The following is a 17,076-nucleotide window of genomic DNA, read 5'->3' on the forward strand; positions in this document are numbered from 1 at the left end:
TACCCAGTGTTGTAAGTCGAGATTCTATTTAAAGCTGCATTAATTCCCAAAGTTACAGGATTAATACCCAGCCTTCAAAACATAGTGGTTTTAGGAAGGGTTCCCCCCGTTTCGTATGCCTCCATACTGTGCTTTCCCGACATTGATTAATGATATTAAATACAAGATTTATTTCAATGAATCGTACTCGTGCTCCACACATTGCGGGGAACATCGTTATATTTAAGCGTGAATTAGTACTATCCAGTAATATTCCGGTAAAGAATGCTTTTAACCTTATTATCCACTTTATTTTTTCATTACTAAAACCGATGAGTACAGAAAATACACCGAAAGATGTGAACCGCCGGGATTTTTTGCAGAAAACTACGGCAGCAGCAATTGGCAGTTTTTTTATTGTTCCGCGCCATGTGCTGGGCAAAGGTTACCTCGCTCCAAGCGATAAGCTCAATATCGCCGGTGTCGGCGTGGGCGGTAAGGGTTTTTCTGACACCAACAATGCATGGAACAAGGGTACCGAGAACCTGGTAGCACTTTGTGATGTGGATTGGGGCCAGGCTCAGGTAAAAAAGAATTTCGAGCTGCACCCGGACGCCAAAAAATACAAGGATTTCCGTAAAATGTTCGACGAAATGGAAAAGGACATTGACGCCGTTACCGTGTCGACCACCGACCATATGCACGCCATTATCGCGATGGCTGCGATGCAAAGAGGCAAGCACGTGTACGTTCAAAAGCCTTTGACACATGATATTTACGAAGCGCGTATGCTCACCGAAGCAGCCCGCAAATACAAGGTTGTAACGCAAATGGGGAACCAGGGAGCGTCCAATCCAGCTCAGACTCAGATGAAGGAATGGTTCAACAAAGGACTGATCGGAAATGTGCATGAAGCGCACGTGTGGACAAACCGCCCGGTATGGCCGCAGGGTATCCCTGTTCCGACTGGCAAGTTTGACGTTCCTGCTGACATTGATTGGGAACTGTGGGTAGGTTCTGCCGAATGGGTTGATTATAACCCGGCATGGCACCCGTTCAAATGGCGTGGGTGGTGGAATTTCGGTACCGGTGCTTTAGGCGATATGGGTTGCCACCTAATCGACCCCGCCTTCCGGACCCTGGGACTGGGATACCCGACCGAACTTGAATGCAGCGTAGGCCAGGTTTTCATGAAAGACTGGACGGCTGAGTACATTCCCGAAGGATGTCCGCCATCGTCGAGAGTGCAATTGAAATTCCCGGCTAACAAAGTCAACAAATCGGAAGTGACATTGACATGGCATGACGGCGGTCTTCGTCCATTCCACCCGGATTTGATCCCTGCAAACGACCCGCTGGGAGAACCTGATAGCAGCAATGGGGTCATGTTGATCGGTGAAAAAGGAGTAATGACCTGCGGAACGTACGGTCTTGCGCCAAAAGTGTATCTGAAAGACGGAACCAAGCTGGAATACAAGCCAGGTGATTTTGGAAACAAATACACGACTATGACTGAATTCGGGCACCACGTTTCATGGTCAGACGCTTGTAAGGCAGGTTTCAACAGTAAGGAACATAAAGCACTTACGTCGTCATTCGACTACGCCGGACCATTGACTGAAACGGTGATCATGGGTAACCTGGGTATCCGTAGCTACAATCTGCGTCAGGCTAAGGCTGATGGCAAAGGATTTGACTATCCAGGACGTAAGAAATTGCTTTGGGATGGTAACAATATGAAAGTGACCAACTTCGACGATGCCAACCAGTTCGTAAAACGCAAGTACCGCGGCGACTGGAAATTGTCGTAATTGAAGAGAACAGAGACTTACCAAGTCTTGTAGACTTGGTAAGTCTTTTTTATTTTAAAATACAACATTATCAATCAACCTCACCGGCCCAAGAAACGCCGCAATGCAAATCGCATTACTACCTACGGCACCAATGCTTTCAATGGACATCAGCGTCTTCACGTCCACTACTTCAAAGTAATCCAGTGTAAATTCTTTTAAGCCCGCAAATTGTTCTTGTGCGGATTGTATCACGGCATTAATTGCCTTGCCTGCAAGTAAATCGCTTTTGGAAGAAACCAATATTCGATATATATGCGGCGCAATAGCTCTTTCATCTTCTGAGAGACGCCGGTTTCTCGACGACATCGCTAATCCATCCGTTTCGCGAATGGTAGGGCATACTACCAGTTTTAGATCGAATGCAAGATCAATGATCAATCTTCTGATCACGGCAACCTGCTGCAAATCCTTTTGGCCAAAATAGGCACGGTGCGGACGGACAATGTTAAAGAACTTCGATACCACGATCCCTACACCATTAAAATGCCCTGGCCTGGAAGCTCCTTCCATCACACTTTCCAGCGATCCGAAATTAATTTTGAGCACGGCGGGTTCCGGGTGCATTTCCTCTACCGATGGCGCAAAAACGGCCGAGCAGCCTGCATTTTCCAGCATTACACAATCCTCTTCAAGCGTCCGGGGATATTTGAGCAGGTCTTCGGCATTGTTGAATTGCGTGGGATTGACGAAAACGCTGCAAATGGTAATGTCATTTTCAGCTTTGGAAGCTTCGATGAGCGAAATGTGACCTTCATGCAGGGCACCCATGGTAGGTATCAAACCAATGGGTTTTTGTTGTAAAATTTGCTGATCGAGAAAATTCCGGAGGCTTTTGACTGAAGTAAATACTTCCATGGAAAAAGTGAAATCTGAGGGAGTAACCGGTGCCGTCTGGTTGCTTTATGTTTTAATGAGCAACTTGTGGTGACAGGCGTGAAAATTTTGGAACGGGAAATCCCAAACTGAACGCAATATTACACTTAGTTTGGAATATCTTTTGAAATTGCCATTTTTTTTGTATAATTTTGCAAAACTTTTTTTCACAAACTGCTAAAAGATCTATGGAGAAACTACGAATTTTGTATGTAGCCAGTGAAATCAACCCTTTCCTCCAAACCACTGATGTTGCCGATTACGTAAGGAGACTTCCTCAGGCAATGCAGGAACGAGGCGCAGAAATCAGAATTCTTGTTCCCCGTTTTGGTCTTATTAATGAACGCAAAAACCGGCTTCATGAAGTAGTTCGACTTTCAGGAATAAATATTACCGTAGGAGATGAAGAAAAGCCATTGATCATAAAAGTAGCTTCTATTCCAAACGCGAAGCTGCAAGTCTATTTTATAGACAATGATGATTATTTTCACCGTAAATCCGTGTTCTTCGATAAAGAGAATAACTTTTATGATGACAATGATGAACGTGCGATTTTCTTCTGCAAGGGGGTTTTGGAAACGGTAAAAAAATTGGGATGGGCTCCGGATGTAGTTCACTGCAACGACTGGATGACAGCTCTGATCCCATTGTATTTGAAAACTACGTATCGCAATGATCCGATGTTTAAGGATACAAAAAGTGTATTTACGGTACATAACAATGCTTTTGATTTCAAGTTCGATGCGGATTTGCAAAGTAAAGCAAAGGCGATGGATGTAAGTGATGAGGCTTTGGCCCATTTGCACTCTGCGGATTTCGAAGGTTTTGTAAAAATCGGATGTGCTTATGCAGATGCGGTTTTGAAAGCGGACGATCACTGCAGCGAAAGTCTTAACCAGATCTTCAACGATGCTCCAAAGCGCGTTGAGCTGGATGAGCAGGACGAGAAGTTCTCTGAGTCTTACTACAATTTGTATACTGACCTGATGAGTTAGTAAAATAATTAATCATTGAAAACGGCGGCTTTTTTAAGTCGCCGTTTTTTTTGTGCGTGTGTTCGAACACTTCATTTGAATTGGATAATTTTTAGTATTAAATTAAAAATAAGCTTGTTAACCAGTTTCTATTGCTATTTATTTGCACGTTAGCATTGACATACACTCAAACAAAATTTGCAAAAATATGTGCGGAATTGTGGCTTATGTTGGAAATAGAGAGGCATATCCTCTGATTTTGAAGGGACTCAAAAGACTTGAATACCGTGGTTACGATAGTTCGGGTGTTGCGCTGCTCGAAAACGATAAATTGAATATTTACAAGAAAAAGGGGAAGGTGTCGGACCTCGAAAGTGTCCTGGCCGACAAGCACCTTACCGCAACGATTGGGATAGGACATACCAGATGGGCCACACATGGCGAACCCAATGACGTGAATGCGCATCCTCATTTCTCCAATAACCGCAAGCTTTCCATTATCCACAACGGGATCATTGAAAATTACGCGTCCATCAAGCAACAGCTCATTCAAAAAGGGCACGTTTTTCTGAGCGATACCGATACAGAAGTACTCATTCATTTTATTGAAGACATCCAGCTGGAAACCGGGGGCACCCTGGAATCTGCTGTGCGCCTCGCTTTGAAAGAAGTAGTAGGGGCCTATGCCATTGTAGTGATGTCAGTGGATCATCCGGGCCAGCTCATTGCTGCACGAAAAGGAAGCCCGCTTGTGATCGGGATCGGGGAGGGGGAATTCTTTTTTGCTTCTGATGCGACACCAATTATTGAGTACACCAAAGACGTGGTTTATCTGGATGACTACGAAGTCGCAGTCATCAGCGATGGTAAGCTCAGCATTCAAAATCTCGACAACACTGCTACAATCCCATACATCCAGAAACTGGAAATGGAACTGGAAACCATTGAAAAGGGCGGGTACGACCATTTCATGATCAAAGAGATTTTTGAACAGCCGCGCTCCATAGCCGACAGTATGCGCGGAAGGGTACGTGCGGACGATGCACATTTGCAGCTCGGCGGACTGAGCAACTATCTGGACAAGCTGGCCAATTCCGACAGGATTGTGATTATTGGCTGCGGTACCTCCTGGCATGCAGGTTTGGTGGCCGAATATCTGTTTGAAGAACTGGCCCGTATCAATGTCGAAGTTGAATATGCTTCCGAGTTCCGGTATCGTAATCCTGTCATCAGTGAAAAAGATATAGTGATCGCAATTTCGCAATCAGGCGAGACGGCGGATACATTGGCTGCCATTGAACTGGCGAAATCGAAAGGTGCGACCATTTTTGGCGTTTGTAATGTGGTAGGCTCATCCATTGCGCGAGCTACGCACGCTGGCGCTTACACACACGCGGGGCCGGAGATAGGCGTGGCGAGTACCAAAGCATTTACTGCCCAGGTATCCGTGCTTACATTGATCGCCATCGCGACAGCCAAAAGAAAAGGTACAATTTCGGAAGAGACCTACCGGCAGTTGCTGATTGAGCTCGAAACTATCCCTTCCAAAGTGGCCAAAGTCTTCGAGAATGCTTCCAAGATTAAGGAGATCGCGTTTATTTTCACCTATGCCCGCAATTTCATTTATCTCGGCAGAGGATTAAACTTCCCGGTGGCATTGGAAGGTGCGCTAAAACTGAAAGAAATTTCCTACATCCACGCAGAAGGCTACCCGGCCGCGGAAATGAAGCATGGGCCGATCGCGCTCATTGATGAAGATATGCCGGTGGTGTTTCTGGCAACGAAGGACGGCTCATACGAGAAGATTGTCTCTAACATTCAGGAGGTAAAAGCGCGAAAAGGCAGGGTGATCGCCATCGTAACGGAAGGAGATACATTGATTCCGGGTATGGTTGATTTTGTCATCGAAGTACCAAAAACGCATGAAATCCTGACACCGCTCGTGTCGGTGATTCCATTGCAGCTACTATCCTACTACATTGCCGTGATGCGCGGACGTAATGTGGATCAGCCGAGGAATCTGGCGAAATCAGTGACAGTGGAATAAAGAATTCCGGTTTTCGTTAGTTTTGTGCATTCAGTTATTCAATCATGCCAATTCTAAAACAACTGCTACATAGCTGCGCGGCGATTTTCGCAGCGCTGATCGTTTTTTCATGCGAAAAAAAGGAGGATCAAAGCTATGTTCCCCGACCCAAAGGATTCAACCGGATCGAGCTGCCTTCGAATATTTATCAGAAACTGTCCGAGGCTCATCCCTACACATTCGAATATTCCCGGTATGCAGTAGTCGTACCAGATACGTTTTCAATGGCCGAAAAAGACTGGATTTTTGTTAACTATCCCCAGTTTAAGGCCAGCATTCAGCTTACTTATAAGGATTTGAGTAATGATCCGAATAAGTTAAAATCCTTCATTAATGATAGCTATAAGCTCGCAGGTAAGCACCAGATCAGGGCGTCGTCCATTCAGGAGCAGCGGGTTCTTTCAAAAAGCGGACGTACCGCTATTATTTTTAAGATCGAAGGCGATGTGCCCAGTCCGTATCAATTTTATACAACAGATAGTACCAAACATTTCCTGAGAGGCGCTGTTTATTTCCCTACCGCTACCAAAAATGACTCTCTCGCGCCCGTGATCGACTACATTCAGAAGGATATGATCCAGCTCCTGAATACATTGGAGTGGCGATAAAATGTGGTGAAGAATATTGCGGTGGAAATTTGAAGCATGTATCTTTGGGGCTCTCACCTCAACAACACGATACACTATGGCCAGAAAGCAACCCAAAAACCAGCTTCTCCTTGATTTTTCAGTCCGCGGAAACAGGATCGTTCTGCATCTAGGACAGGTTGAAAGCCAGCGTGTTGCAGACCAGTTGTTTGAAGGCTTAGTGAATGGTGACTGGATGATCGAACCAGCTGGTGAGGTAGCCGACATTTCTTATGCTCAGGATATAGTGCATCAGATAGGTCACAAACTTCCTTATCCAGAGGGTGTTAAGATTGCACAACTACACAATGTAGATCCACTTTTCAAAGGATTTTCAGCTATCTATCGTCAAAAAGGCTGGGTGTTCGTGAATGCAGCTTCGGAGATTAATGAACGCAACTATCACATTCATTTATTGACGGTTTCATTGGGTTTGCATACGCTTTACTCCAATACAAATTCCCTCGCAGCCCGTTCCGAGCAATTGATTTTCGAGGCACTTTTGCCATTTGAAGAAGTCGAAAGCTTTTTCAGAAATGATATTTCCAAGATCCCCGATTTTCTGGCATCCGACATTGCCAGTTTCTTCAAAGTACCATTCCCAATGGTATTGAAAAGGGCTTTATTACTGAAAATAATCACAGACGAACAGTACAGAAGCTTTATGACCATTATTCCCGCAGCATCTTCGAAGCCACGGGAATTGTTTCTTTCCAAAGACGGAAGCATAGACGACCTGGAAGCCCAGCTTTTTCTGGGCCTCGGAGAATAACATTACGTTTTCTTAACTTCCATATTGCTTAAATCAGGCAATGGGCTTACTGACGTCCATCCTCCGTCCACCACGAGGCTTTGTCCTGTAATGTGGCCTGAATATGGCGAAAGCAGGAACAATGCAGCATTAGCAATGTCTTCGCAGATAGCAGGCCTGCCCATTGGTGTAATCGCAGACCAGGTTTTTGGATAGGTCGGATCTTCCGCAAGTGTCCGTTCGGTCAATGTAGCACCGGGAGCGACTGTGTTGATGGTTATGCCGTGCGGAGACAATTCCAAAACCAGGTTCTTGGCCAGCATTTCCAGACCTGCTTTCGTCATTGCATAAGCGCCGAGAAACTGGTGCGCCTGATGCCCTACTACGGATGACATCAACAATATCCTTCCCCCCGATTTTTGAAGCCGCATTTGCTTCGCGGCGGCTTGCGTCAATAGAAAGGACCCCATCAGGTTTACTTCCAATACCTTTCTCAGATTTTCGACAGGGTAGTCAAAAAAATCACCAAACAGCGTAATTCCTGCATTGGCAACGGTTATTGTAAGCTTTCCGAAGCATTTGACAGCTTCGTCCACCATGCCGTCAATGATATCAGGATTGGAAGCGTCACCAGCAAAGGCAACGCATTCACCTTCCTTATTACGAATTTTACGGGCAGCGTCGGCCGCCAGCGATTTGTCAGCATCATTCAAAATGACACAGGCACCCTGAGCGGCAAGCTGCTTCGCTATTTCAAAGCCGATTCCCTGCCCCGCTCCGGTAACAATCGCCACCTGATTGTCGAATAGTTGGCTGTTCATTGTTAATGTGAATCTCTTGTAACCTTATCACCTGAGCCTCCTTTGAGGAAATCCAGGTCGGCACCTTCGTGCGCTTGCATTACGTGGTTAATATGCAAATTCACATACCCACGGCTGTAACCCAGATCCAGCGGTTTCCACAATGAACGCCGACGTGCCAGCTCTTCATCCGATACTTCCAGATTGATTTTGCGGTTCTCAACGTCCAGCTCAATGAAATCACCATCCTGAACCAGTGCAAGCGTTCCGCCCACCGCGGCTTCCGGAGAAACGTGCAAAACAACTGTTCCAAACCCTGTACCGCTCATCCGGCCGTCGGATATCCGTACCATATCAATCACACCCTGCGCCAACAATTTTTTAGGCAGCGACATATTACCCACTTCGGGCATACCGGGGTATCCTTTTGGTCCTACATTTTTCAGTACAAGAATGCTGTTTTCATCCACATCCAGGTCCGGGTCGTCCAAACGGGCTTTGTAGTCGTCAATATCTTCAAAAACAATGGCCTTACCGCGGTGTTGCATGAGCTCCGGTTTCAGAGAAGCCGATGGTTTGATTACTGCACCATTTTCGCACAAATTACCGCGAACTACGGCAAGTCCGGTCAGATCCTTCACCGGCTCGGCCAATGTACCGATCACATTCGGATCAAAATTTTCGGCAGAAGCGCTGTTCTCGGCCATAGTCTTACCATTGGCAGTGATCACACCGTCATGTAGCATTCCGATCATTTCTTTGATCACAACAGGCAGGCCGCCTGCGTAATAAAAGTCCTCCATGAAGTAACCTCCCGAAGGCTGTAAATTGAGCAGCAGCGGTACTTTGGCACATAAATCATTGAAATGATCCAAAGAAAGATCCACACCGATTCTTCCCGCGATCGCCAGTAAGTGAATGACAAAGTTCGTGGAGCCGCCGATCGCCGCATTGAGCATAATTGCGTTTTCGAATGCCTCTTTGGTCAGTATCTGAGAAAGACGCAGGTCTTCTTTTACCATATCCACGATCCTACGGCCCGAGAGTTGAGCCAAAACCTTTCTGCGTGAATCAGCCGCGGGTATAGCCGCGTTTTCCGGCAATGTAAGTCCGAGTGACTCAACCATGCAAGCCATTGTCGAGGCAGTACCCATCACTGCGCAATGACCGGCGCTACGGCACATACACGCTTCAGTGGTAGTAAATTCTTCCTGGGTTAGCTCACCTTGGCGGTACATTTCGCTAAACCGCCATACGTCACTGGTACCGATGGTTTTGCCGCGGTAACGTCCGGTAAGCATCGGCCCACCGGAAACCACGATCGTAGGAATGTCCACACTCGCCGCGCCCATTACCAATGACGGCGTGGTTTTGTCGCAACCGCAGAGCAGTACGACGCCGTCGATCGGGTTGGCACGGATCGACTCTTCCACGTCCATACTTGCCAGGTTGCGGAAAAGCATTGCCGTAGGCTTCATCAGCGTTTCTCCCAACGACATGACCGGAAATTCCAGCGGAAAACCACCTGCCTCCCATACCCCGCGTTTGACCGACTCGGCCAGTTCACGGAAATGTCCGTTGCAGGGCGTCAATTCTGAGAATGTATTACAAATGCCGATAACAGGCCTTCCTTCAAACTCATCTGCCGGATAGCCCTGGTTTTTCATCCAGGCCCTGTATATAAATCCGTCTTTTCCCGACTTACCGAACCATCCCCGGCTGCGTAATTTATTTTCTTCCATTAGTCGCCATAGTTTACATCTAAATAAGTAAAGGAGGTTATCAGTAAAATATAATTCCGGCAGCCCTTTAAAATAAAAATTGTATCTTCGTTTTACACGTGCCCGGATTGTCCATGACTGTTTTCAGAAGTTATAAATTGCTGTTTCACTTACTTTTACAATTGGTTGCATTGCCTTCTATTGCACAGTTTCAGGCCGATAGTTTTATCGAAAAATTATTAAAAAAGCATCCGGAGCGCTTCTCAGAAATACTCAATAACCCCGATAAGTACCAGGTTCAGATCCTCTACACCCGCATTGACCGGAACAAGAAGAACGAGCCGCACTTCACTACCCACGGATACAGGGTCAACAGCGATGCATATTTTTATCCAGCAAGCACCGTCAAACTCGCCGCCGTTGCGCTCGCTTTTGAGAAGCTGAATAAGCTAGGAATTGACAAATACACACCCATGTTCACAGGTGCTGACAGGCCTGAGCAAACCAAAGTAAATATAGATACCACTGCTGAAAACAGGTTGCCTTCGGTTGCCCATTATGCCAAAAAGATACTTTTGGCCAGTGATAATGATGCATTCAACAGATTGTTTGAATTCATTGGTCAGCAGGAATTCAATGATAGTTTGCATCACAAAGGATTCACGAATTCCCGGATCGTACACCGTCTTGACTCACCTATTGGCGCCGAAAATAATCGTTATACCAATGCCATTCGTTTTGAAAAAGACGGAAAAGCAGTATTCGAACAGCCGGCGAAGTACAATGAGAAAGAACTGAAAGCTCCCGCTCCGATTCTTGTGGGTAAAGGATTCATGAAAGACGGCGCATTGGTGAATGAGCCTTTTGATTTTTCAAGCAAAAACTTTTTCCCGCTGGAAGAGCAGCACAAGCTGTTGAAAACATTGTTTTTCCCGGAACAAGTCCCGGTTGCACAGCGATTCAATCTAACAGCTGACGACTATCGTTTTTTATACCAGTACATGTCCCAGTTTCCCGTTGAGACGAGCTTTCCGGCCAGTTACACAGATGATTATTACGACGGCTATGTCAAGTTCTTGCTATTTGGAGCTACAAAAACCCGCTTACCGAGGCACATTCGTTTGTTCAACAAATGTGGAGATGCCTACGGTTTCCTGCTGGACAATGCCTACATAGCAGATTTTGAAAAGGGAATTGAATTTATGCTGACCGCCGTCATCTATTGTAACGAAGACCAGATCTTCAATGATGATAAATATGACTACGACGAGATTGGTTTTCCTTTCATGGCTAATTTGGGAAAAACGATCTTCGAGTATGAACTGGACAGAAAAAGAGCCGTAAGGCCTGATCTGGGCCGGTTTGAAGTGGAATATGATAAATAAGAGATTAAGAAACCCGCATTTTCAACTTAGGGGCGATCTGGCAAATGTATAGATTCAGAAGATGGCCAATGATCAATAAAGTCGATCCGGCGTAACCCAGCCACGCAAAGATAACGTGCTTTCCTTCCAGGATGAGCGACGTTGAAAACAACACCAAAGCTCCCCAGAGAATGATCTTTACCGAAAGTGACTTGTGATTGCGGGTCGCGTAGTAAACCGCGATACCGTTGATCAGGATGAAGAAATAGTCAAGCGACAACATGCCCGCGTGCTCGTGATGAGACGCATAGGTGGAACCAAATGCCAAAGCAGGCATCAGCAGGCAATGTATGATACACAATACAGAACCTAATATTCCAATGTAGTCGGCCTTGCCATGTGAGTGAGATGCTTTCATTCCTAGATACAATAACGTTGCAAAAATACGGTGATTGAGACTAACATGCAACTCTGTTGCAAGATATTTTTAAACCAAATGGCCCATTACTTTTCGCTATAAAGCAAAAGGCCGTGATATTTTAGAACTTAGAACTTAACTTTGGGCAGAAAGGTTTTAGAAAAGACGAACTGTCTGATTTTATCAAACTGTTGGAAACAATGGATCAATTAAGAGAAACACTGAAAGGGCATCAGCTACGCACTACAACTTGCCGTGAGGATGTACTTTCGACATTTATAACTAAGAAGAATGCATTGTCGCACGGAGATCTGGAAGGGGCGCTGGGGGAAAATTACGACCGTGTGACCATTTACAGAACATTAAAAACCTTCCTCGAAAAAGGGATCATTCATAAAGTACTGGACGACGAAGGACTCAGATATGCATTATGTTCGCATAGTTGTTCGGAAGAAAAGCATCACCACGATCATATTCATTTTAAATGCATTCAATGTGGTGAAACTAACTGTCTGGAAAACCTGCATATCCCGGCTGTAAATTTACCAGAGGGATACCATCCAGAAAATTTCAACCTGCTGATACAGGGAGTTTGCCCAAAATGCAATTGAGTTTGTGAGATCAATCACCAAAAATAGAAATTGATCTCACAAGGAAATCATCAATTAGTTACTTGACTTTCAAGTTAAAGTCAAGATTTACATCATCACTTCCAGGTTCGGGTTTGCCATTTTTCGCACCAGGCTGGTGACGCAGCTGAACCTTCAATTTCCCGTCCCCGGCAGCACCGGTAACCGCCTTTCCGGTGAGCCCGATCACAAAATTATTGACATCCTTATCGCCGTAAGTGTAAGTCAGCAGAGACGCGGGCGACGGCGTGTATACAAACAAATGCTCGTCCGACTCTTCCTCAACCTCTTTGGTAATGTCGTCAACAGGCGTTTTGCTTTCATCCAGCAGTTCAATCGCAAGCGTATAGGTAGTAGCAGGTTTCAGCTTAATCGTATCGAATTTCGTAGCGGCATTACCGCCGTCACCGTCCGCATCTTTATAGGAGAATGAAGTCACGTTCGTTGTTCCTTGTTCAGTAAATTTGAGGGTTACGGAAGTGATCAGTTCGTTTTCATCATCGGGTTTAACCTCAGTTCCCGAATCTTTGCATTGGGTAAAAGACATGGCCACGCCGACAAGTAACATCCAGGTTAATTTACGGTTCATTTTCATAAGTAATAGGTTTATGTATGGGTACTAAAATTCTTTTCAGGCGCCAAACTTCCATTTCAGGCGCAGGGAGCCGTTTCTTCCCATATCATTGGCGTAGTAGCGAAACCGGTTCAGGTAGTCGCGGTAGACGGTATTGAACAAATTCTGAACGCTGACGCCGATTTCAAGCTGTTGTTTGTCGGTTACATGAATGGTCGCGCCGGCTTGCAGGCTCCATAATGAGTAAGCTTTGGGCGGAGGCAGAAAATCGCTCGCAGGCGGTACTCGTTTTTGTTGCGCCACAAAAAGATTTCCCGCCGATATAAACACCTTCTTCCATTTGCCAACATCCGGCAGTTCATATTTCAATTGATTATCCAGGCGGTTTGGCGGTATCATCACCAGGTAATTATCGGCTCGCTGGTCATATACCCTCAAATAACTGAGCTTACTGGAAACCGTCGTATGCCTGACAAATTCCCAGCTAGCCGACACATCAATCCCTTTGAAAGAAGCGTCGGTCTGAGTGTATTTAAAGTAAGGAAATGCGCCCCTGACCGTCAGAATAGGCTCTGGCTGTGGCTTTAAGTAAATAAAATCAGAAATGTAATTATAGTAACCACCTATTTCCAGCGACCATTTAGCGTCGGTATATTTTACGCTTCCGATCGTATTCAATGCTTTTTCAGGCTGCAATGCCGCGTCGCCCTTTTCATAAGCTGCTGCTCCGTGGTGGACGCCGTCGCTGAACAGTTCGCTTATATTCGGTGCCCGCCAGGCTGTACCTACATTTAATCGCGCTGAAAAACGGTCAGAGAAATTCCGGGTAGCGCCTAATGTTCCCGAGAAATTGGAGAATGTAAATTGATCGGCCACTTTTTCGCGGTTCACGATCCGGTAAGTTTTCAGTGTGCGGTAGTCATATCTCATGCCTGCTTCCAGTTCCCAACCGTTTTTAACGTACCGTTCCATCCAGAACACTCCGATATTGAACTGATTGAAATTGGGAATCAATGGCCGCCCGTCCATCAGGTTATATTGGTACAATGTGCTGATACCCAGTTGTCCGGCGATTTTCCCGGCAATGGGTTTGTGGTCCCAGATTACATCATTGGTTAATGTCGTTAGTTTAAATGTAAGCTCAGGGTGATTGAGCGCAGCTATGGAATCGTTTCTCGGGCGGTGCAGGTCATATTCGTTACGGTCGTTGATCTGCCGGGCAATGGTCCATTGAAAACGGTTCCCATTTTGGAAATGATAATGTGTTTCCGCCTTTAAAAGCTCATGCGTCACATTCTGATTAGGCCTTCCAATTGTATAACTGAAACCGGATTTGACAAATGGCTCGCCGTTTTTGATAACATTCAGAAGATCAGTAACACTACCGATGTGCGAGCCTGAGAATATCCCAATCTGTGTATCAAAGCGGCTGTAAAAAACATCGACGCCAAGTCCTTTATGCCGGTAACCTGCCGCCAATGAAAAGTTTTTCTCGCTAATGCCGGTATTGTCAAGATAGTAACCCGGAGTTTCAATGTTACCACCGCGTTTGATGGTCCCCTGCGTTCTCCATCCAAATCCCTTGAAACCCTTAATCCCTCCTTGTAAAGTACCAGACAAAACGCCTTGACGGCCATTTGTAAATCCTACGGCATTAGCCTCTCCACTTAATGATTTATCGAAAGGAAGTTCTTCCGGTTCTACCAGAATCACTCCGCCGATTGCATCAGAACCGTAACGCACGCCTGCCGCGCCTTTTACAACAGAAATCCGCGTCGCGATAAATGGATCAATTTCAGGTGCGTGCTCCGAGCCCCATTGCTGCCCTTCCTGCCGCACACCATTGTTCATGATCAGGATGCGGTTGCTATGCAAGCCATGAATGACAGGTTTTGAAATGGATGAGCCTGTTTGCAAAGTGGTAACCCCAGCTAATCCTTTCAGACTTTCTCCTAAATTTTGCCCCCGGGTTTTTTCCAGATCGCTTCCACTTAGTGTTGTCAGAGGCTGCGAGGAAGGGGCATCGGTACGGTGAGCGGTAATTTCTACATCGTGTAAATGCACTTCCTGTTCCAGCAGATTGAAATTTTCTTCGTGCCCTGCCGTCAAGTCCAGCTTTTGCTGGAAGGAATTGTAGCCTACAATCCTGCATTCAAGCGTGTAAGCGCCGGGGCAAAGATTACGGAGTTCGTATCTGCCATTTTCATCCGTAAAAACACCGCTATTTTGTCCCAGGATCAAGACTGTGGCCCCTACGATAGGTTGCCCGCTATGCTGATCCTTTACTACTCCCTTTACAAAACATCCGCAGTCGGTCTTCTGGGCGTAGGAGACCGTTGAAATCAGTAAAATCAAAAAAGAAAGAAGGAGTCGCTTCATTACGTGCACTTGTAACTATTATCTTTTTGTTACAACGTTGCAAAAGTATTGCAATTGCAACACAGTTGCAATTAAAAAGAGCAACTATTTTATCATTTTTACCTGCTATTAGCGTCTGAAATGTAAATTTGCAGTCATTACCTGCCATTTTGAATTTTGTCTGACGTACTTTTTGCTAAAATCCTTCTCATGCCGCCTCTGATCGCTGGCGTAACACTTGCTGTCAGAAAGTGGGGGGAAGGCTGGGGCGGCTGGATCGGAGGGTTTCCCTGGGTTGCCGGACCCATTTCTTTCTTCATCGCGCTGGAACACGGCGCAGGCTTTGCTGCTTCCACAATCAACTCTGCATTGCTAGGATCAGTCGGTACAATGTTATTCGCGCTGGTATACGCTACCGTATCCTCCCGACTATCGTGGCTTCCGACCGTACTGATCAGTTATGTCGCTTTCTTTATAGTAGCATTGTTGTCACTGGGACAAAGCATTTCGATCGCCTTCGGAGTGGGTTTAAACCTGGTGGTATTGACGGCGGTTTTATACTTTTTTCCAAAACCAAAAGGTAAAGCAGATTTCAGAAAGCAACCGGGATATGACATTCCGCTGAGAATGCTGGCTGCTACGTTTTTCGTCGTAGCGGTGACGCAGGCTGCGGATTACCTGGGACCAACATGGAGTGGCTTACTTACGCCGTTTCCAATTATGACTTCGACACTAGCCGTTTTTACGCATTCTCAGCAAGGCTCAGACGCGGCGATCAGGATACTTTATGGATTGCTTTTGGCCGGATATGGCTTTGTAGCGTTTCTGGTGGGAGTGGCCTGGCTGGTACCGCAGATGCCGATTGGCGCTGCTTATGGCCTGCTGACGATTGCTACGATGGTGATTAACGGGATCACGGTAAGGTTAATCCGCTGATAGGTACCAACGGATTAACGCAGACGAATATCTTAAACTCTTTCTAGTTTAACAGGATAAGTTTTCTTCGCATTCCACTGGCATACATAGATGTTCTGCTCATTATCAATGCAAACATCATGGCAATGCATGAAAATCGGTTTTTCCTGAAGCATTAGCTGCAATTCCCCATTCCGATATTCTGGTTTGGTGCCACCCGGATTTGAAATCACTTTATTGTTTTTGTCAAGAATCGTTACAAAACCTGAGTTCGGCGTTTGATTCAGATAACGTAACCGCGACCAGCATACCCCGGCGTACAATGTGTCGCCACTGAAAACCGGGCGGCAGACAAATGCTCCCGGTAAAAACAAAGTACTGATGTATTTACCGTCTAATGTAAATCTTTTGAATGCATTGTGTGCGCGGGAAGTGACCAGCAAGGTTGGGTTGGCTTTGTCGCGATAGTCGACTGCTATACCGTGTGCTGTGGAAAACTGGCCGTCGGCATCTCCCGACCCGCCGAATTTGTCTATAAATTCACCTTTTTGATTATATCTTAAAATCCATTGTGACCCGTAACCGTCGGCCACGTAGATCGTTCCGTCGGGACCGATAGCGGTTTCCGTAGGTTTGAAGGCGTCTGCTTCTTTATATGCACCCACTTTCGAAGGATGCTCGATGGTGAGCAGGATTTTGCCTTTGAGGTCCGTTTTGAAAACTTTGCCGGTATTAGGGTCGCAGATAAACAAAAACTCTTCTCCATTGGCATTCCACAATGTAAGGCCGTGGCCTCCCGGAAATTCATGGCCCCAGCTTTCCAACAATTTGCCAGAGCGGTCGTAGATCAGGATGTTATTCTTGATTTCGTCCCCCACCATGATGAGCCTTCCCTTGCTATCCTGCACCATTTCGTGGCAGTTGTTCACCGGAAACTGGGAGGCATCCAGGTTTCCCCAGCCCTGATGGACTTTGTACTTGTGCGTACCATGCCCTATGATTTCGCCATCCGTTTTGGGTTTGGCGTGCAGGATATAAAATGGTTTAAAAGTCAGGGCAGCGGCGGTGACAGCTGTTATTTTTGCAAACTCGCGGCGGGATTGTGTATCGGGCATGGTCGGTCTTTTATTTGAAAAAGACATTGTATGTACATTC

At 46.0% G+C, this 17,076-nt stretch carries 15 protein-coding genes; 8 read left to right on the plus strand and 7 right to left on the minus strand.

The window, feature by feature from the left end; all coding sequences use genetic code 11:
• Positions 1 to 311: 311 nt before the first annotated feature.
• Positions 312 to 1,790 carry a Gfo/Idh/MocA family oxidoreductase gene (locus ABIO93_RS15480; protein ID WP_348069225.1) on the plus strand — a complete coding sequence of 493 codons (1,479 nt, stop codon included), beginning with the start codon at positions 312 to 314 and terminating at the stop codon, positions 1,788 to 1,790.
• A gap of 54 nt (positions 1,791 to 1,844) precedes the next feature.
• On the opposite strand, the gene panC is transcribed toward ABIO93_RS15480, so the two are convergent.
• Positions 1,845 to 2,687, minus strand: a complete 843-nt coding sequence (panC, locus tag ABIO93_RS15485) for a pantoate--beta-alanine ligase (RefSeq protein ID WP_348069200.1) — start codon at positions 2,685 to 2,687, stop codon at positions 1,845 to 1,847.
• Between the two features lie 206 nt (positions 2,688 to 2,893).
• On the opposite strand from panC, the gene ABIO93_RS15490 reads away from it, so the two are divergent.
• The 4 genes from ABIO93_RS15490 (at position 2,894) to ABIO93_RS15505 (ending at position 7,163) form a co-directional block, all read left to right on the plus strand.
• Positions 2,894 to 3,700, plus strand: a complete 807-nt coding sequence (locus tag ABIO93_RS15490; RefSeq protein WP_348069202.1) for a glycogen/starch synthase — start codon at positions 2,894 to 2,896, stop codon at positions 3,698 to 3,700.
• Positions 3,701 to 3,887: 187 nt separating this feature from the next.
• Complete coding sequence (gene glmS / locus ABIO93_RS15495) at positions 3,888 to 5,726, plus strand: glutamine--fructose-6-phosphate transaminase (isomerizing) (RefSeq protein ID WP_348069204.1); 1,839 nt, start codon at positions 3,888 to 3,890, stop codon at positions 5,724 to 5,726.
• Between the two features lie 44 nt (positions 5,727 to 5,770).
• The gene (gldD, locus tag ABIO93_RS15500; RefSeq protein ID WP_348069205.1) at positions 5,771 to 6,373 is read left to right on the plus strand and encodes a gliding motility lipoprotein GldD; all 603 of its coding nucleotides are present in this window, start codon (positions 5,771 to 5,773) and stop codon (positions 6,371 to 6,373) included.
• A gap of 76 nt (positions 6,374 to 6,449) precedes the next feature.
• On the plus strand, positions 6,450 to 7,163 hold the full coding sequence (locus tag ABIO93_RS15505; protein WP_348069207.1) for a hypothetical protein: 714 nt from the start codon (positions 6,450 to 6,452) through the stop codon (positions 7,161 to 7,163).
• A gap of 2 nt (positions 7,164 to 7,165) precedes the next feature.
• Here ABIO93_RS15505 and ABIO93_RS15510 read toward each other — a convergent pair whose 3' ends face one another.
• Complete coding sequence (locus tag ABIO93_RS15510) at positions 7,166 to 7,963, minus strand: SDR family oxidoreductase (protein ID WP_348069209.1); 798 nt, start codon at positions 7,961 to 7,963, stop codon at positions 7,166 to 7,168.
• A gap of 2 nt (positions 7,964 to 7,965) precedes the next feature.
• A complete protein-coding gene (locus tag ABIO93_RS15515) occupies positions 7,966 to 9,684 on the minus strand; it encodes an IlvD/Edd family dehydratase (RefSeq protein WP_348069211.1) in 1,719 nt (572 codons plus the stop codon).
• 113 nt (positions 9,685 to 9,797) lie between these two features.
• On the opposite strand from ABIO93_RS15515, the gene ABIO93_RS15520 reads away from it, so the two are divergent.
• On the plus strand, positions 9,798 to 11,048 hold the full coding sequence (locus ABIO93_RS15520) for a serine hydrolase (protein WP_348069212.1): 1,251 nt from the start codon (positions 9,798 to 9,800) through the stop codon (positions 11,046 to 11,048).
• A 4-nt stretch (positions 11,049 to 11,052) separates the two neighbouring features.
• On the opposite strand, the gene ABIO93_RS15525 is transcribed toward ABIO93_RS15520, so the two are convergent.
• Positions 11,053 to 11,445: a MerC domain-containing protein gene (locus ABIO93_RS15525; RefSeq protein WP_348069214.1), complete on the minus strand. Its 393-nt coding sequence runs from the start codon at positions 11,443 to 11,445 to the stop codon at positions 11,053 to 11,055.
• Between the two features lie 200 nt (positions 11,446 to 11,645).
• Here ABIO93_RS15525 and ABIO93_RS15530 point away from each other — a divergent pair, with 200 nt between their 5' ends.
• Positions 11,646 to 12,056, plus strand: a complete 411-nt coding sequence (locus ABIO93_RS15530; RefSeq protein ID WP_348069216.1) for a transcriptional repressor — start codon at positions 11,646 to 11,648, stop codon at positions 12,054 to 12,056.
• Between the two features lie 58 nt (positions 12,057 to 12,114).
• Here ABIO93_RS15530 and ABIO93_RS15535 read toward each other — a convergent pair whose 3' ends face one another.
• Together ABIO93_RS15535 and ABIO93_RS15540 are read right to left on the minus strand one after the other, a co-directional pair.
• Positions 12,115 to 12,669 carry a hypothetical protein gene (locus ABIO93_RS15535; RefSeq protein ID WP_348069217.1) on the minus strand — a complete coding sequence of 185 codons (555 nt, stop codon included), beginning with the start codon at positions 12,667 to 12,669 and terminating at the stop codon, positions 12,115 to 12,117.
• 36 nt (positions 12,670 to 12,705) lie between these two features.
• On the minus strand, positions 12,706 to 15,027 hold the full coding sequence (locus tag ABIO93_RS15540) for a TonB-dependent receptor (RefSeq protein WP_348069219.1): 2,322 nt from the start codon (positions 15,025 to 15,027) through the stop codon (positions 12,706 to 12,708).
• A 189-nt stretch (positions 15,028 to 15,216) separates the two neighbouring features.
• Between ABIO93_RS15540 and ABIO93_RS15545 the strand changes: the two genes are divergently transcribed.
• Complete coding sequence (locus tag ABIO93_RS15545; RefSeq protein ID WP_348069220.1) at positions 15,217 to 15,942, plus strand: hypothetical protein; 726 nt, start codon at positions 15,217 to 15,219, stop codon at positions 15,940 to 15,942.
• 32 nt (positions 15,943 to 15,974) lie between these two features.
• On the opposite strand, the gene ABIO93_RS15550 is transcribed toward ABIO93_RS15545, so the two are convergent.
• Positions 15,975 to 17,036, minus strand: coding sequence for a 6-bladed beta-propeller (locus ABIO93_RS15550; RefSeq protein ID WP_348069227.1), 1,062 nt, complete (start codon positions 17,034 to 17,036; stop codon positions 15,975 to 15,977).
• Between the last annotated feature and the right edge of the window lie 40 nt (positions 17,037 to 17,076).

It is taken from the genome of Dyadobacter sp. (assembly GCF_039919315.1).
GTDB lineage: Bacteria > Bacteroidota > Bacteroidia > Cytophagales > Spirosomataceae > Dyadobacter.

Excerpts from the sequence above, each read along its gene's own strand:
- ABIO93_RS15480 (WP_348069225.1), top strand. The coding sequence starts at position 312 with ATGAGTACAGAAAATACACCGAAAGATGTGAACCGCCGGGATTTTTTG.
- panC (WP_348069200.1), bottom strand. The coding sequence starts at position 2,687 with ATGGAAGTATTTACTTCAGTCAAAAGCCTCCGGAATTTTCTCGATCAG.
- ABIO93_RS15490 (WP_348069202.1), top strand. The coding sequence starts at position 2,894 with ATGGAGAAACTACGAATTTTGTATGTAGCCAGTGAAATCAACCCTTTC.
- glmS (WP_348069204.1), top strand. The coding sequence starts at position 3,888 with ATGTGCGGAATTGTGGCTTATGTTGGAAATAGAGAGGCATATCCTCTG.
- gldD (WP_348069205.1), top strand. The coding sequence starts at position 5,771 with ATGCCAATTCTAAAACAACTGCTACATAGCTGCGCGGCGATTTTCGCA.
- ABIO93_RS15505 (WP_348069207.1), top strand. The coding sequence starts at position 6,450 with ATGGCCAGAAAGCAACCCAAAAACCAGCTTCTCCTTGATTTTTCAGTC.
- ABIO93_RS15510 (WP_348069209.1), bottom strand. The coding sequence starts at position 7,963 with ATGAACAGCCAACTATTCGACAATCAGGTGGCGATTGTTACCGGAGCG.
- ABIO93_RS15515 (WP_348069211.1), bottom strand. The coding sequence starts at position 9,684 with ATGGAAGAAAATAAATTACGCAGCCGGGGATGGTTCGGTAAGTCGGGA.
- ABIO93_RS15520 (WP_348069212.1), top strand. The coding sequence starts at position 9,798 with ATGACTGTTTTCAGAAGTTATAAATTGCTGTTTCACTTACTTTTACAA.
- ABIO93_RS15525 (WP_348069214.1), bottom strand. The coding sequence starts at position 11,445 with ATGAAAGCATCTCACTCACATGGCAAGGCCGACTACATTGGAATATTA.
- ABIO93_RS15530 (WP_348069216.1), top strand. The coding sequence starts at position 11,646 with ATGGATCAATTAAGAGAAACACTGAAAGGGCATCAGCTACGCACTACA.
- ABIO93_RS15535 (WP_348069217.1), bottom strand. The coding sequence starts at position 12,669 with ATGAAAATGAACCGTAAATTAACCTGGATGTTACTTGTCGGCGTGGCC.
- ABIO93_RS15540 (WP_348069219.1), bottom strand. The coding sequence starts at position 15,027 with ATGAAGCGACTCCTTCTTTCTTTTTTGATTTTACTGATTTCAACGGTC.
- ABIO93_RS15545 (WP_348069220.1), top strand. The coding sequence starts at position 15,217 with ATGCCGCCTCTGATCGCTGGCGTAACACTTGCTGTCAGAAAGTGGGGG.
- ABIO93_RS15550 (WP_348069227.1), bottom strand. The coding sequence starts at position 17,036 with ATGCCCGATACACAATCCCGCCGCGAGTTTGCAAAAATAACAGCTGTC.